The organism is Aurantimonas marianensis, assembly GCF_024195285.1.
Taxonomy (GTDB): domain Bacteria; phylum Pseudomonadota; class Alphaproteobacteria; order Rhizobiales; family Rhizobiaceae; genus Aurantimonas; species Aurantimonas marianensis.
Genome location: NZ_JALHBS010000007.1, coordinates 1 through 15,585 on the forward strand (window position 1 = coordinate 1; position 15,585 = coordinate 15,585).

General features: G+C 66.8%; 12 protein-coding genes, 1 tRNA gene and 1 riboswitch. Of the genes, 10 read left to right on the top strand and 3 right to left on the bottom strand.

Annotated features, from left to right (window positions below; genetic code table 11):
- A partial coding sequence (locus tag MJ956_RS00830; protein ID WP_253962588.1) for a helicase-related protein occupies positions 1 to 2,950 on the top strand: 2,950 nt, incomplete at its 5' end.
- Between the two features lie 17 nt (positions 2,951 to 2,967).
- Positions 2,968 to 3,354, top strand: coding sequence for an RNA-binding S4 domain-containing protein (locus MJ956_RS00835; protein WP_253962589.1), 387 nt, complete (start codon positions 2,968 to 2,970; stop codon positions 3,352 to 3,354).
- 41 nt (positions 3,355 to 3,395) lie between these two features.
- Here MJ956_RS00835 and fdxA read toward each other — a convergent pair whose 3' ends face one another.
- Positions 3,396 to 3,734 (bottom strand): ferredoxin FdxA, encoded by a 339-nt coding sequence (fdxA, locus tag MJ956_RS00840; protein WP_253962590.1) that lies wholly within the window; start codon positions 3,732 to 3,734, stop codon positions 3,396 to 3,398.
- 401 nt (positions 3,735 to 4,135) lie between these two features.
- On the opposite strand from fdxA, the gene MJ956_RS00845 reads away from it, so the two are divergent.
- The gene (locus tag MJ956_RS00845; protein WP_253962701.1) at positions 4,136 to 5,533 is read left to right on the top strand and encodes a TrkH family potassium uptake protein; all 1,398 of its coding nucleotides are present in this window, start codon (positions 4,136 to 4,138) and stop codon (positions 5,531 to 5,533) included.
- A gap of 107 nt (positions 5,534 to 5,640) precedes the next feature.
- Here the strand turns inward: MJ956_RS00845 and MJ956_RS00850 are convergent.
- Positions 5,641 to 5,717: transfer RNA gene (locus MJ956_RS00850), tRNA-Arg, on the bottom strand.
- Between the two features lie 246 nt (positions 5,718 to 5,963).
- Here MJ956_RS00850 and MJ956_RS00855 point away from each other — a divergent pair.
- Complete coding sequence (locus tag MJ956_RS00855; RefSeq protein WP_253962591.1) at positions 5,964 to 7,766, top strand: type I secretion system permease/ATPase; 1,803 nt, start codon at positions 5,964 to 5,966, stop codon at positions 7,764 to 7,766.
- A 44-nt stretch (positions 7,767 to 7,810) separates the two neighbouring features.
- Complete coding sequence (locus tag MJ956_RS00860; protein WP_253962592.1) at positions 7,811 to 9,130, top strand: HlyD family type I secretion periplasmic adaptor subunit; 1,320 nt, start codon at positions 7,811 to 7,813, stop codon at positions 9,128 to 9,130.
- A gap of 16 nt (positions 9,131 to 9,146) precedes the next feature.
- On the opposite strand, the gene MJ956_RS00865 is transcribed toward MJ956_RS00860, so the two are convergent.
- Entirely contained in the window at positions 9,147 to 9,785 is a 639-nt protein-coding gene (locus MJ956_RS00865; RefSeq protein ID WP_253962593.1) for a thiamine diphosphokinase, read from the bottom strand.
- A 123-nt stretch (positions 9,786 to 9,908) separates the two neighbouring features.
- Positions 9,909 to 10,007: riboswitch (TPP riboswitch) on the top strand.
- A 48-nt stretch (positions 10,008 to 10,055) separates the two neighbouring features.
- Here MJ956_RS00865 and thiB point away from each other — a divergent pair.
- The 5 genes from thiB (at position 10,056) to rpmH (ending at position 15,578) form a co-directional block, all read left to right on the top strand.
- The gene (gene thiB / locus MJ956_RS00870; protein WP_253962594.1) at positions 10,056 to 11,078 is read left to right on the top strand and encodes a thiamine ABC transporter substrate binding subunit; all 1,023 of its coding nucleotides are present in this window, start codon (positions 10,056 to 10,058) and stop codon (positions 11,076 to 11,078) included.
- Positions 11,079 to 11,133: 55 nt separating this feature from the next.
- On the top strand, positions 11,134 to 12,759 hold the full coding sequence (gene thiP / locus MJ956_RS00875) for a thiamine/thiamine pyrophosphate ABC transporter permease (RefSeq protein WP_253962595.1): 1,626 nt from the start codon (positions 11,134 to 11,136) through the stop codon (positions 12,757 to 12,759).
- Positions 12,756 to 13,493 carry a thiamine ABC transporter ATP-binding protein gene (locus MJ956_RS00880; protein WP_253962596.1) on the top strand — a complete coding sequence of 246 codons (738 nt, stop codon included), beginning with the start codon at positions 12,756 to 12,758 and terminating at the stop codon, positions 13,491 to 13,493. The genes thiP and MJ956_RS00880 overlap by 4 nt, the downstream gene beginning before the upstream one ends.
- 186 nt (positions 13,494 to 13,679) lie before the next feature.
- Entirely contained in the window at positions 13,680 to 15,212 is a 1,533-nt protein-coding gene (locus MJ956_RS00885; RefSeq protein WP_253962597.1) for a M48 family metalloprotease, read from the top strand.
- Between the two features lie 231 nt (positions 15,213 to 15,443).
- The gene (gene rpmH, locus MJ956_RS00890; protein WP_206453065.1) at positions 15,444 to 15,578 is read left to right on the top strand and encodes a 50S ribosomal protein L34; all 135 of its coding nucleotides are present in this window, start codon (positions 15,444 to 15,446) and stop codon (positions 15,576 to 15,578) included.
- The last annotated feature ends 7 nt before the right edge of the window (positions 15,579 to 15,585 follow it).

The following is a 15,585-nucleotide window of genomic DNA, read 5'->3' on the forward strand; positions in this document are numbered from 1 at the left end:
CCTCGAGCGCGGCCACGTCTTCACCGACCGCATCCTGCACGCGCGCGGGCGAGAGGAAACCCTGCTGCTCGGTGCGTCGACGATGCAGGGCGTCTTGCAGCGGCTGTTGAAGGGCGTCCAGACGGTGACGCGGCCGCGCCTGTCGAATCTCGCCTATGCCGGTTCCAAGAAGATCACCCGGCTGCCGCGCCGCACCGCCATCGTCGCCTTTTCCGCCGACGTGGTCTACGCCATTGCCGAGTTGATCCGCCGCCAGCGTGGCGGCGCGGCGGTGGTCCTCGGCGCGCTCAGCCCACGCACCCGCAACGCGCAGGTCGCGCTCTATCAATCGGGCGACGTCGATTTTCTGGTCGCGACCGACGCGATCGGCATGGGGTTGAACCTCGACGTCGATCACGTCGCCTTCGCCCAGGACTGGAAGTTCGACGGCTTCCAGTACCGCCAACTGACCGCCGCCGAATTCGGCCAGATCGCCGGCCGCGCCGGCCGGCATCTGCGCGACGGAACCTTCGGTGTCACTGGCCGGGTCGATCCGCTGCCGGGCGAACTGGTCGAAGCGTTCGAAGCTCACGCGTTTCAGCCGGTGCGGGTGCTGCAATGGCGCAGCCGGGACTTCGACTTCGCGTCGATCGCGGCGTTGAAGAACAGTCTCGACCGGCCGCCGCCCTGCCCGGAACTGACGAAATCCCTGCCCTCGGTCGATCAGCGGGCGCTGGAGTACTTGTCGCGAGACGCCGATGTCACCAATCTGGCGCGGGGCCGGGAGCGGGTGCAACTTCTCTGGGAGGCGTGCAAGCTGCCCGATTATCGGCGCATCGCCCCGGCCCAGCACGCCGAGATCATCGCCGCGATCTATGTCGACCTCGCCGCCCGGGGACACGTCGCCGAAGACTATATGGCAAGCCAGGTCAACCGGGCCGATCGCACCGATGGCGACATCGACACCCTGTCCCAGCGCATCGCGGAGATCCGGACCTGGACTTATATTTCGCACCGTCCGGAATGGTTGGCCGATCCGACACACTGGCAGGAAAAGACACGCGCCATCGAGGACCGGCTTTCCGACGCGCTGCACGACAGGTTGACGAAACGCTTCGTAGACCGCAGGACAAGCGTCTTGATGAAGCGGCTGAGAGAGAACGCGTTCATGGAAGCTGAGATCAGCGGCGACGGCACTGTCGTGGTCGAGGGCCACACTGTCGGGGAGCTGCAGGGGTTCAGGTTCACGCTTGACGGCAAGGCCGAGGGCCAGGACGGCAAGGCGTTGCGCGCCGCCTCGCAAAAAGCCTTGGCCGGCGAGTTCGAAAAGCGGGCAGAGCGCTTCGCCAACGCGCCGAACGGCGACATCGCCCTTGGCTCCGACGGATTGATCCGCTGGCTCGGCGCGCCGGTGGCCAGCCTTGCCGCGAGCGACGACACGCTGAAGCCGAAGATCGTCCTCCTCGCCGACGAACAGCTGACGGGGCCCGAGCGCGACAAGGTTGTCGCGCGCGCCGAGCGATCCGTCACCTATCAGGTCTCGACGGTGCTGAAGCCGCTGGTCGACCTGAAAACGGCCGAGGGTCTGGAGGGGACCGCCAAGGGGCTCGCCTATCGCCTGTCCGAGAATCTCGGCATGGTGCAACGCCGCGACGTGGCCGAGGAAGTCCGCTCGCTCGATCAGGACGCGCGGGCGGCGCTCAGGCGCTGCGGCGTGCGCTTCGGCGCCTATCACATCTTCATTCCGGCGCTGATCAAGCCGGCGCCCGCGGCCCTTTTGACGCTGCTTTGGGCGGTGAACAAGGACGGCCGCGAGCGACCCGGCTATGGCGAGGTCACCCATCTTCTGGCGACCGGCCGCACGTCGGCGGTCGCCGATCCGACCATCGATCCGGTGTTCTTCGGCCTTGCCGGCTATCGGCTGCTCGGCCGCCGGGCGGTGCGGGTCGACATTCTGGAACGTCTCGCCGATCTGATCCGGCCGGCGCTGGCCTGGAAGCCGGGAACGGGAAAACGCCCGGAGGGCGCTTACAACGGCGCGCAATTCCTGGTGACTCCGGCGATGATGTCGATTCTCGGCGCCACCGCCGAGGACATGGAAGAAGTGCTCAAGGGCCTCGGATACCGGCCCGATGGCATCGAGGCGGGCACGGTCGAAGCCGAGATCCAGCGTCTCGACGCCGAGACCAGGGCCGCCGAAGCGGCAAGCCGGGCGGAAGCCGAGCGCAAGGCGGCGGAGGCCGTCGCCACGCTCGAAGCGCCGCAACCCCAGCCGGAGACGGGCGATACGCCGGACGCGGCTGTCGCGACGAAAGCAGGGATCGCCGCCGCGGATATGGTCGCGCCGGCGGACATGTCCGCGAAAGCGCACGATGCGGCGGCCGCGCGGGCAGCCGCATCGGACGGCGGCACCGGCGAGGCCGCACCGGACGGCGCCGGGAATGCAACGGATGGTGAGCCCGCCGCCAGCACGACCGAGGCGGCCGCACCTGTTGGCGACGCGGCCGTGTCCGGGGCGGAGACGACGCCGGAGCCAGCGGTAAGCGGACCGGCGCCGGAAGAAGGGAAAGGCGAACAGGCGGCTGCCTCCGAGCCCGACGGCGAGACGGCAGCGCCGAAGCTCGTGCAGGTCTGGCGGCCTCAGCGCGCCGGCGGGCGGACGGGCCATCGTCAAGGTCAGCGTGGCAAGGCCCGCGAGACCGGCGGCGGAGCGGCCGCGCCGGAGCGCGGCCAGCGCTTCGGCAAGGGCGGCCAGAAGAGCGACGGCCGCACCGAGAACGAGCGCCAGGCCAAGGGCCGATCCAATCGTGACTGGAAGGAGCGCGGCGAACGCAAGGAGGGCGGCGGCGGACGCCGCTCAGACAAGCCGCACACCTCTTACAACACGCCGGTGCAGGCAAGGCCGCAGCGCGTCGACCCCGATTCGCCCTTCGCCAAGCTCGCGGCCCTCAAGGACAAGCTTGGCAAATAAGCCCGAAAACGGTTCCGATGGCTGACGGAACGGGTCAGCGCATCGACAAATGGCTCTTCTTCGCGAGGGTCGTTAAGTCGCGCAGCCTTGCCCAGAAGCTCGTCCAATCGGGTGCCGTGCGGATCAACCGCGACAAGACCACCAATGCCGCGCGTCTGGTGCGCGCGGACGACACGCTGACCGTGTCGATCCACGATACGGTTCGTATTTTGAAGATTCGCGACTGCGGTACCCGCCGTGGGCCGGCGAGCGAAGCGGCGGAGTTGTACGAGGATCTGTCGCCGCCGCCCGACAACAAAGCCAGGGGCAAGGATGCCGAGCCGTCCAAGGGCGGCTACACGCCGCCGAAACGGCCACCGAACAAGAAGGAGCGCCGCGCCCATGAGCGCCTGCGCTGGGGGTGAGTGCGAACAGCCTTTGAAACTTTGCCGCGAGAACCGACGGCTCAGTCGCCTTGGCCGGGTTCGGGCGAGAAGTACTTCTCGAACTTGCCTTCCTCGCCGTCGAATTTCTCGGCGTCGGCCGGCGGCTCGCGCTTGATCGTGATGTTCGGCCATTTCTCGGCGTATTCGGTGTTGACCGTCAGCCATTTGTCGAGGCCCGGCTCGGTGTCCGGCTTGATTGCCTCGGCCGGGCATTCCGGCTCGCACACGCCGCAGTCGATGCACTCGTCGGGATGGATGACGAGCATGTTGTCGCCCTCGTAGAAACAGTCGACCGGACAGACCTCCACACAGTCCATGTATTTGCACTTGATGCAGTTGTCGGTCACCAGATAGGTCATGACGGAACCTCGGTCTTGTCGACCCCCGTCAAACGGGGCCGGTCCATGCGCGAGCGAGCGCGCCGGCTCGATTTCCGGCGCCTCCTCGTTTCGCCCGGACGTAGCCGCTCGCTCGAAGGCTGACAAGGGCAAAGCATGTCGCGGCATCGGCGCCGCAGCGGAATGGATTTCTACGCCAGGAGAAAGCGCCCGCCGGCACGATCGCGGCGCGGGCTCTGTAGCGGGGCCGGACCTGGTCGAGCGCGACGGTGCCCGCTTCGCGGCCACGCCCCGTTGTCGACGCCGCGGCGGAGGTATAAAAGCGCGTTCACGCCGTCCGGCTGGCCGGATCGTCGTGGCCCTTGCGGGAGCTTCCCATTCTCCGGACAACCTTCCATACGGCTTCGCTCTTCGGACTGGCCCTGGCCGGAGCCATGCTGATTCCCGCCCTGGCGGATTTCGCCAGCGCCAATGACGACTGGCGGGTCTTCGTGTTTTCCGCCGTCGACGTCGCGATTCTCTGCAGCCTTGTCGCGGCGGCCACTCGCGGCGAACGCGTGCCGTTCACGCCCCGCCTCGGCTTCCTGCTGGTCACGTCGGTTTGGCTGGTCTCCGCTGGCATCGGCGCCCTGCCGCTGTATTTCGGCTCCGTCCATCTCAGCTTCGCCGGCGCCTACTTCGAATCGATGTCCGGTTTGACGACGACCGGTTCGACGGTGATTTCAGGTCTCGACGCGCTCCCGCCGGGGCTCTTGCTGTGGCGCTCGCTGCTGCAATGGCTCGGCGGCATCGGCATTATCGGCATGGCGATCCTGATCCTGCCGTCGATCCGCGGCGGCGGTCTCTCCCTTTTCCACATGGAGAGTTCGGACAAATCCGAGAAGATCCTGCCCCGCGTCAACCAGTTGGCGGCCGGGCTGATGGCGGCCTATGCCGCGCTGACGGTGCTCTGCGTGATGGCCTATTCGGCCCTCGGCATGAGCGTCTTCGATGCCGTGAACCATGCCATGACGACACTGGCGACCGGGGGGTTCTCGACCCACGATTCGTCGATGGGCTATTTCGACGACAACCGCCTGCTTGTCGTTTCGAGCCTGTTCATGGTGCTCGCCTCGCTTCCCTTCGTGGTCTACATCCGGGCGCTGCTGCCGCTTCGGTTCCAGCGTTGGAACGATCCGCAGATTCCGGTCTTCCTGGCGACCTGCGCCGTGCTCAGCGTCGCTCTGGCCGCTACCCGCCACGCGCTCAACGCCACGCCCTTCGACGAGGCGTTCGCCAGCTCGGCCTTCAACCTCATCTCGGTGATCACGACGACGGGCTATGCCTCGGAGGACTATACGCTCTGGTCCAACGCCGCGACGGGCATCTTCTTCCTCGCCATGTTCCTGGGCGGCTGCGCCGGGTCTACCGCCGGCGGGATCAAGGCCAACCGGCTGGTCATCCTCTTCCTCCTCGTGAAGGCCAGCGCCCGGGGGCTGTTTCGCCCGCACGCGATACGGCGCCTGCGCTACGGCTATCAGGAGGTGACCCCGGAATTGCTGCAGACCGTGACGCTGTTCGTCCTGTTGTTCTTCGGTGTCCTCCTTATCGGCACGGTCGTCCTGACCTTGCTCGGGCTTGATTTCATGACGGCCTTTTCCGGATCGCTCACCGCGCTCGCCAATGTCGGTCCGGGATTTGGCCAGATCATTGGCCCCGCCGGCAATTTCGGCAAATTCTCCGATCCGACGCTCTGGGCCCTCTCCGCGATCATGCTGCTCGGGCGGCTCGAGATCGTGACGGTGCTCGTTCTCCTGTTTCCCGCGACCTGGCTCGACTGAGCGCTGCCGCGCTTCCCGGCCGCAGCGAAATCCGACATCATCGGCCGGGCGATGGGCTTGCGGGACACGGGTGCTGGACGGGGGCGATTTCTTCACTGAAATCAATGTGGTGATCCCGACTGGATTCGAACCAGTGACCCTCAGATTAGGAATCTGATGCTCTATCCTGCTGAGCTACGGGACCACGCGGGCGCACCATAAGCGAATCCTGTTGCCGCCGCCAAGCCTTCATCGATGATCAGGGTCCCGCAAGCTGCCCGATGCGCCCGCCGAAGATCATCTTGTCGTTGCCTGATGAATGCGCTTGAATGACCTAAGGAAAGTTCCCTAGGGTCGGCTTCTTGTAGCTGTCGATTGAGAGTCGGAATTTTGAGGCCGCGTGCTATCGCGAGCGACATCTTTGAGTAAAACCGGAGGGGGCGGGATCGCATTGACCGGAAATGACCGACATTTCGGCGTGGACCTGACCGGCGGCTTCGTCGCGTTGATGGTCTTCAGTTTCTTCATCAACATTCTGCTCCTGATTCAGCCGATCTATCTGCTGCAGATCTATGACCGCGTGCTGTCCTCGGCCTCCGTCGAGACGCTGGCATTCATTTCCGTCGTCGCGGTGGCGGCGCTGGTCCTGCTCGGCGCGGTCGACGCGATTCGGTCGATGATCTGCGGCCGGATCGCCGCGCGGCTGGAGGCCGGAACGGGCGCCCGGGCGCTCGTCGGCGCGATGCGCGGGCCGCGGGCCTCGCTGGGCGACGTCCAGCCGCTGCGCGATCTCGCCACGGTGCGCGCATTCATATCCGGCCGCGCCCTGCTGGCCTATTTCGACCTGCCCTTCGTCCCGTTCTTCATCGGCATTCTCTATTTCATCCACCCGCATCTTTTCTGGCTGACGCTGGCTGGCGCGACGGCGCTGGCGCTGCTCGCCTTTGCCAATCAGCAGGCGATGCAGCGCCCGGTCGGCGAAGCCGGCGAGCGGGCGATGGGCGCGATGCTCGCGGCGCAGTCCTTCGCCCGGAGCGCCGAAAGCATCGCTGCGATGGGCATGGTTGGCAATGTCGTGGCTGCATGGGGCAGCCAGGAAGCGCGCTCGCTGGAGGCGCAGGATCGCCTGAACCGCATCAATGCGATCTATGCCGGCGTCTCTCGCACGCTTCGAATCGGGTTGCAGATCGCGATTCTCGGCTATGGCGGCTATCTGGTGCTGGCCGGAGAGATGACCGCCGGGATGATCTTCGCCTCCGCGCTCATTTCCGGTCGCGGGCTCCAGCCGATCGATCAGGTCATCGCGGGGTGGAAGCCCGCCGTCGATGCCCGCAAGGCCTGGGGACGGCTGAGCGCGCTGCTCGCCTCGCTCGGTACCGAGCCGGGCGCGACCGACCTGCCCGATCCTGTCGGGCGCCTGTCGCTCGAGAACGTCGTCGTGTTCCCGCCCAATGCGGCGAACGCCGACCCGTTGCTCAAACGGATCTCGGCCGAGATCCCGGCCGGTGACTGCGTCGTGGTGGTCGGTCCTTCCGGGGCCGGCAAATCGACGCTCATGCGGGCCATCGTCGGCGGCTTGACCATCCGTTCGGGCGCCATTCGTGTCGATGGAGCCGATATCCGCAACTGGGACCGGGAGAGTCTGGGTCGCCATGTCGGCTACCTGGCCCAGGACGTCGAACTCCTGCCCGGGACGATCGCGCAGAATATCGCCCGGTTCGACCCCGACGCGCGGGACGCGGCGATCATCGACGCGGCACGGAAAGCCGAGGTGCACGACCTCATCCAGCGATTGCCGAAGGGCTATGATACGATCATCGGTCCAGCCGGCCTGCAATTGTCCGGCGGACAGCGCCAGCGCGTCGGTCTGGCCCGGGCCTTTTATGGATCGCCGAAGCTGCTTGTTCTCGACGAGCCGAACGCCAATCTCGATACCGAAGGCGAGATGGCGCTGGACAGGGCGCTGGCATCGGCCCGCGAGGCGAAGGTGACGGTACTTCTCGTGACGCAGCGCCGGCCGATTGCCGAACGGGCCGACAAGATCATGATTTTGCGCGAGGGTGCGGTCCAGGATTTCGGGCCGCGGCAGGAGGTGTTCGCGCGCCAGGTCCAGAAGGCCAAGGCGGCCCAGGAGGGCGCACGCGCGGCTTCCGGCAATCGGGCGGAATCAGCGCCTGCATCATTCCCCATCGTCACCGGGCGGTTTCCGGCTGTCGTCACCGGCGGGCGGAATCTCGATACGGCTGACAGCTGAACGGCGGCTCGATGGCCCGGTTGCCGACAAGGGAGCGGACATCCATGACGAAAAACGACGACAGCTGGGCTCGCGACGTCAAGACCGGCATATGGCTGATCACCGTGACCGGTGCCGCTCTCTCGATGATCTTTCTTTTGGGCTTCGGCGCCTGGGCCGCCCTGGCACCGTTGGCGAGCGCCGCGGTCGCGCCGGGTGTCGTCGCGGCGGCCGGCAAGAACCAGCGGGTTCAGCATCTGGAAGGCGGGATCGTTCGAACCATCCTCGTGCGCGAGGGCGAGCGCATCAAGGCGGGCCAGGCGTTGTTCGCCCTCGACCCGACGGCTCCCGAAGCGCAGCGCAATCGACTGCAGAAACAGATGGTTGGCCTGGCGGCGCGGGGCGAGCGGCTGACCTCCGAGCGCGATGGCCTGGATGTGGTGTCGTTTTCCCCGGCCTTGCGCGACTTGGCCGCCGCGGAAGGTATCGGCAATCTTCTCGACGAGCAGGAACGCGAGTTCACCGCCCGACTGGACCGGCACCGCCAGGAGCAGGTGATCATGGGCCAGCGAGTTCAGGCCCTCCGCGAGCAGATCGAGGGGATGACCGCGCAGCAGACGGCGCTCGAGCGCCAGCTCGAAGTCGTCCGGGAGGAGGTGACGCGAAAGCGCAAGCTCCTGGACAAGGGCCTGACCAATCGCTCGGAATACACCGCGCTGCTTCGCAGCGAGGCGGGTCTGGTCGGTCAGGTCGGGCAGAGCGTTTCCAGCATACTCGCGGCGAAGACCCAGATCGCCGAAGCGCAGGCGCAACTGGCGCGTCTGGATACCCAGCGCGTCGAGACCGCGGTGACGCAGCTCAACGAAATCCGGGCGCAGATCTCCGATACCGAAGAGCAGCTGCGCGCGGCCGAGGATGTGCTCGATCGCATCGTCGTCCGTTCGCCGAGCGACGGAATCATCATCAAGATGAGCGTGAATGCCTCCGGCAGCGTGGTGCGGCCCGGCGACCAGCTCCTCGAACTCCTGCCGACCGGCGAAGACCTGCTGATCGAGGCCCGCGTCTCGCCGCAGGATGTCGACGTCGTCTCCATCGGACAAAAGGCCCGGCTGCGGTTCAGCGCGCTCAATACCCGCACCACCCCCACCGTCGAGGCGAAGGTCACCTATCTTTCCGCTGACCGGCTGATCGATCAGACGACCCAGCAACCCTATTACACTGCCCGACTCAGCATGATCGACGATCTGCCACCCGAGATCAGCCGCGACCAGATCTATCCGGGCATGCCGGTGGAGGCCTATATCGCGACCGGCGAGCGCACCTTCCTGGAATATCTGGCCAAACCCATCACCGACAGTTTCTCAAGGGCTTTCCGGGAGGATTGAACCGCCCGGCGTCGCCTCACCGCACCGTCGGGTCGGCCTGCGCCATCAGCATCGCCGCGCCTTCGCGCAGCTGGACCACGACCTCGCCGAGCGCTTCGTTCGACTGGGTCAGGATCGAATGGAACGGGACGTCGACATCGGCGAGCGGCCATTTCGCGCCCACGACCGTCAGCCCCGAAAGGTCGGAGAACTTCAGAATCGAGAATTGCGTGCCCGCCGCCAGATCGAAGCGGCGCGGCTGCGGGGACAGCGGCCAGCCATGCTCGCGCCCGTCGAACAGCTCGACATCGAGGCCGCGGGCGGCGAAGCGCTGCGCCAGGATGAGATGGGCGAAGGCATGGTCGCTGCGCGGCCCGCCGAGCGCGCCGACGAGGAGCAGCCGGGTCGCGCCGCGGGCGATCGCGGCCTCGATGGCGAGTTCCCCGTCGGTCTGGTCCTTATCGCCTGGAAAGGTTTCGCGAGGGATGCCTGATGCCTGGACGGCTGGGACCGCCGGGCTGGAATCGAAATCGCCGACCCACAGTTCCGGCGTTATGCCGAGCGCCGTGGCATGGCGAATGCCGTCGTCGGCGGCGATCACTCGTGTGCCAGACACGGCAGCGATCAGGGTCCGGGTCGGATCGACGCGGCCGGCAAGAAGGATCGTGAAGCGCATGGCGCCGTGATCTAGCGCATCGCGGCTTCGAAGGGGAGGGAAAACGCAGGGCATCCCTCGTCAAGTCACTGGAGCAGTGTGGCCTGCTCTTGCCGGTGGCGGCTCTTGCCGCTAGATGTTTGCGCAGCTCACACGGGGTGCCTTCGGGCTGAGAGGCGTCTTGCCAACCCGTCGAACCTGATCCGGATCGTACCGGCGGAGGGATTGCGGGCGTTCGCGAGGCTCTCGCGGCGCGGCTCTTCCAAAGCCGCTGCATCGAGAGGCTCCTTCATGACTCCCATCCGTCTGCAATTTCTGTCTGGCACCGTTGGCATCGCCGCGCTGTCCGCCTTCGCCGCGCCCGCCCTGGCGCAGGACGGCCAGCCGACGCTGACCGTCTACACCTATGAGAGCTTCATCCCTGAATGGGGACCGGGACCGAAGATCGAGGCGGCGTTCGAGACTATCTGCGGTTGCGACCTGAAATTCGTCGGCCTTGGGGATGGGGTCGCGATCCTCAACCGGCTGAAGCTAGAGGGCGAAACGAGCGACGCCGACATCGCGCTGGGGCTGACCTCCGATCTGATTCCGGAGGCCAAGGCCACCGGCCTGTTCGCCGAAAGCGGCCTCGATCTGTCCATGCTGACGGTGCCGACGGGCTTTTCCGATCCGGTCTTCGTTCCCTACGACTATTCCTATCTTGCCGTCGTCTACGACACCGAGCGAGTCGAAAACCCGCCGAAAAGCCTTGAGGAACTGGTCTCCGGCGATCCCGAGCAGAAGATCGCCATCGAGGACGCGCGCACCTCGACGCCGGGGCTTGGCCTGCTCTTATGGATGAAGGCGGTCTATGGCGAGGAAGCGAAGGACAAATGGGCAGAGCTCTCCGACCGCATCCTCACCGTGACGCCCGGCTGGAGCGAGGCCTATGGCCTGTTCACCAATGGGGAAGTGCCGCTGGTGCTGAGCTACACGACCTCGCCGGCCTATCACATGGTCGAGGAAGGCACCGAGCGCTATCAGGCCGCAGCCTTCTCGGAAGGCCAGTATCTCCAGATCGAGGTCGCGGGCCTGCTCAAGAACGCCGATCAGCCGGAGCTGGCGCGGCAATTCCTCGCGTTCATGCTGACCCCCGAGTTCCAGTCGATCATCCCGACCACCAACTGGACGCTGCCGGTGATCGACGGCATCGCGCTGCCGGAGGCATTCGACCGATTGGTCAAGGTGGAGACGCCGCTGTTCATCGATCCCGAGACGGTCGCCGCGAACCGCAAGGCCTGGACGCAGGAATGGCTCGAAGCGATCGGTCGCTGATGCGCCAGAACGTTCGCGTTGGACCGCGCGGCCGGGCGCGGCTGCCGGCGCGGCCATGACCGGCGCCACCGATCGGGGGCTGCGCATCGGTCTCGGCTTTGCCGCCGCCGCGCTCCTGATCGTCTTTCTCGGCGGCGCGTTCGTTTTCCTGCTGGCGGCAACGGGGGCCGCGCCCGATCTGCCGGCGCTCTTCGCCGATCGATATATCCGGGGCGTGGTGCTCTTCACCCTGGAGCAGGCGGCGCTGTCGACGCTGTTGTCACTTGCCGGCGCGGTGCCGCTGGCCGTCGCGCTTCATCGGGCGCGGTTTCCGGGACGCCGGGCGGTGCTGCGGCTGTTTCTCCTGCCGCAGGCGCTGCCGGTTCTCGTCGGGGCGCTGGCCATCATCACCATCTGGGGCCGCAACGGGGTGCTGTCGGGTGGCTTCGCCGCGATCGGCCTGTCGCGGCTCGACGTCTACGGCCTTGCCGGCATCCTGATCGCCCATGTCTTCTTCAATCTGCCGCTCGCCGCGCGGTTGATGGTGGCGGCGCTGGACCGCGTGCCGGCCGAGAGCTGGAAGCTCGGCGGGCAATTGTCGCTGACGCCGCTCGCCACCTTCCGCCTGCTCGAATGGCCGGCGATCCGCGCCAGCCTTCCGGCGGCGGCGAGCCTCGTCTTCATGCTTTGCGTGACGAGTTTCACGCTTGTCCTCGTTCTCGGCGGCGGACCCGGCGCGACGACGCTGGAAGTCGCGATCTACCAGGCGCTGCGCTACGAGTTCGACCCCGGCCGGGCGATTGCGCTGTCGCTCCTGCAGATCGCCCTGACCGCTGGCATCCTGTGGCTCGCGACACGGCTCGGCGGCGACGTCGCGGCGGGTTTCGGCCTTGGTGGCCGGGCGCTGCGCTACGACCGGCCGAGCCGGACGAGGGCGGTGATGGATGCCGCGATCCTGTCGCTCGGAGTAGCCTTCGTCCTCTCGCCTTTCGTCGCGGTTCTGGTGCGCGGGTTGCGGGCCGACCGCGTCTCGCTCGCCGTCGATCCGGCGGTGCGCCGCGCGGCGCTGACCAGCCTGGTGATCGCCCTTGCCGCGGCGTTGCTGGCGCTTTTCGTCTCGATCCTGGTGATCCTCGCCCTTGAAGCTTTGCGCGGCGCGCCATCCGGGAGGTGTCGTGGACATGATACAGCGCGCAAGGGGCTGGAGACGGCCGCCAGCCTCGTCCTCGTGGTGCCGCCGATCGTCGTCGGGGCCGGCTGGTTCCTGGCGCTACGCCAGGTCACCGACGTCTTCGCCGCCGCGCCCTATGTCGTCGTCGCCACCAACGCGGCGATGGCCGTGCCGTTCATCGTGCGGATCGTCGGGCCGGCGCTCGCCGCCGCCAATCAGGCGACCGGGCGACTGGCCGACAGTCTGGGGCTCGCCGGCCTGTCGCGGCTGCGCGTCGTCGATTGGCCGGCCATGCGCCCGGCGCTCGGCCTCGCCTTCGCCTTCGCGCTGGCGATCTCGCTCGGCGATCTCGGAGCGATCGCCCTGTTCGGCAACCAGGACCTGGTCACGTTGCCCTATCTGCTATTGCAGCGAATGGGCAGCTATCGCACCAGCGACGCGGCCGGTCTGGCGTTGATCCTCGGTGTCCTGTGCCTCGGCCTGATGGCGCTGGCCGAGCGCGGGCTGGCAGGTGCGGGAGAAAAGCGATGAGCGGGGTGCCGGCCTTGTCCTTCGAAGACGTTCGGCTGGCCTATGAGGGCAGCGACATGCGATTCGATCTCGACGTGATCGAGGGCGAATGGCTGGCGGTGATCGGGCCGAGCGGTGCCGGCAAGTCGACGCTCCTCGATCTGGCGGCCGGTTTCGCCACACCCGATTCGGGACGGGTCGTCATCGGCGGCAGGGATATGACCCGGGTCGCCCCCGCCGAACGGCCGCTCAGCATCGTCTTCCAGGAGAACAATCTGTTTCCCCATCTCGACGTGTTTCGCAACGTCGCGCTCGGCATCGCCCCCAACCTGCGGGTGTCAAAGGGCGATCGGCGTCGCGTCATGGAAGCGCTGGAGGCCGTGGGACTCGCCGGTTTCGCGACCCGTCGTCCCGCCACAATGTCCGGCGGCGAGCGCCAGCGTGTTGCGCTCGCGCGCGCTTTCCTCCGCGATCGCCCGCTGCTCCTGCTCGACGAGCCCTTCGCGGCGCTGGGACCGGCATTGCGCAAGGGGATGCTGGGTATGCTGAAGACGCTTCGCGCGGAACGCGCGCAGCGTCCCATGAGCGTGGTGATGGTGACCCATCATCCGGACGACGCGGCCGAACACGCCGACCGCGTCGCCTTCCTCGATCACGGCGTGGTGCTCGCGGTCGGTCCGACGCGCGCGATCCTGTCGGGTCAGACCGATCCGCGCGTTGCCCGCTACCTCGGCACGAAAGTTTCTGATCCCTGACGTATTTCCGGCGAATTTGCTCATTAGCCGGGAAGCCATCCACAATGAGGGGGCACGCCCGCGGATTTGCGAGGCCGTGTTGCGGATCCATCCTTCCGCGCAGCGTCGCCTTTCGGCTAAGGGTCTTGTGCGAACGGGGCAGAGCCGAATTTCTGCGGAACATCAACGGGGGCGGTGATCGCACCGATGGAAATCATGTTCGGGGTCTGGTCCGCGAGACGGGTGACACGCGCGGCGCTTCGAGGCGCGGCGTTGGCCGCGCTTATGGCGGCCGGCGCGTGCACGTCACTGGAGGCGAGCCTGGACAGTCTGGCCGGCGATGTCGGCCGCGACGTCAAGTCGGGCTATGCGGCGACGCGTCAGCCGATCACCTTCGAAAACATCCAGCAGGGCGATCCGCAGTCGGTGATCGCGCGCGCCCAGCACCCGAAAATCCTGGCGGCTTACGGCGGAGCCTATTCGGACCCGAAACTCGAACGAACCCTGGCAACGGTTGTCGGCAAGCTTCAGGCGGTGACGGAGGACCCGAACCGCGCCTATCGGATCACGGTCCTGAACTCTCCGAACGTCAACGCCTTCGCGCTGCCGGGCGGCTACGTCTATGTCACACGCGGCCTGCTTGCCCTCGCCAACGATTCCGCCGAAGTGGCCGCCGTGATCGGTCACGAGATGGGCCATGTCACCGCCAATCACGGGATCGAGCGCCAGCAGCGCGAGCAGGCCGCCGAGATCGCCAGCCGTGTCGTGAGCGAAGTTCTGGCCAGCGAACCGGCCGGGGAGATCGCACTCGCCCGCAATCGGTTGAATCTCGCCCAGTTTTCTCGAAAGCAGGAGTTGCAGGCCGACGTGCTCGGTATCCGCCACGTCGCTCGTGCCGGCTACGATGCGTTCGCCGCCTCGCGTTTCCTGAGTGCGATGGATTCCTATTCCAAGATCCGCAATGCCTTTCAGGCCAACGATCCCAATCTGGATTTTCTTGCCTCGCATCCCTCGGCGCCGCAGCGCATCGACCTTGCCGTGCGTCACGCGCGCCAATACGGCCCGTCTGGGACGGGCGCGACCGACCGCGACCGTTATCTGTCGGGCATCGACGGGATGCTGTTCGGGGACTCGGCCGCCGAAGGCTACGTGCGCGAGCGGCGTTTCTATCATCCGGGTCTCGGCATCACCATCGAGGTGCCCGAGGGCTTCCTGATCGACAACACCGCCGAGGCCGTGCTGGCGACGGGTCCCGGCGATACCGCGATCCGGTTCGATGGCGTAGCCCTGCCGGCAACCACCAGCCTCGTCGATTACGTCAACAGCGGCTGGATCGGCGGACTTGACCAGTCAACCATCCGCAAACGGCGGATCGGCAATCTGGACGCCGTTTCGGCGCGGGCGCGCGGCGGCGAATACGCCTTCGACGTGACGATCATCAGGGTGGGCGGCCAGGTTTACCGGTTCCTGACGGCGGTCCAGGCCGCCTCGGCGGCGTCCGTAGGCGGCGTCGCCGATCGTGTCGCCAGTTCCTTCCGTCTGCTCGGCGCCTCGGAAAAAGCGGCGCTCAAGCCGCTTCGAATCCGGATCGTGACGGCCGCGGCCGGCGACACGGCCGAGAGGCTTGCGACCCGTATGGTCGGCGTCGATCGCAAAGCGCAGATGTTCCGCCTTCTGAACGGCCTCGATGGCGGGGACGAGGGTCGGGTCGGTCAGCGCTACAAACTCGTCACGGAATAGTGTGGGTGCCGCGGCGGCCGAGCGGGCGTGGGCGTTCCTTCGGCGGTGCTACCCCAAACCCACTTTCAGTCACGATCGGCCGATTGACTTTTGCCCTCCACCCTTCCTATAAGCGCCCACCAGAGCGGGCAGTGTTCCGCGCGGCCAGCCGTCGCGCGCTTTCCTCCCGCGTCCGTACCCAGATTTCGGAACACATGAAGGGTCCGCGCATCCGAGCGCGGGATTGATACGATGAAACGTACCTATCAGCCGTCCCGGCTCGTCCGTAAACGCCGTCATGGCTTCCGCTCGCGTATGGCGACCAACGGTGGCCAGAAGGTCATCGCGGCGCGTCGCGCCAAGGGTCGCAAGCGGCTCTCGGCCTAGTCTCGTC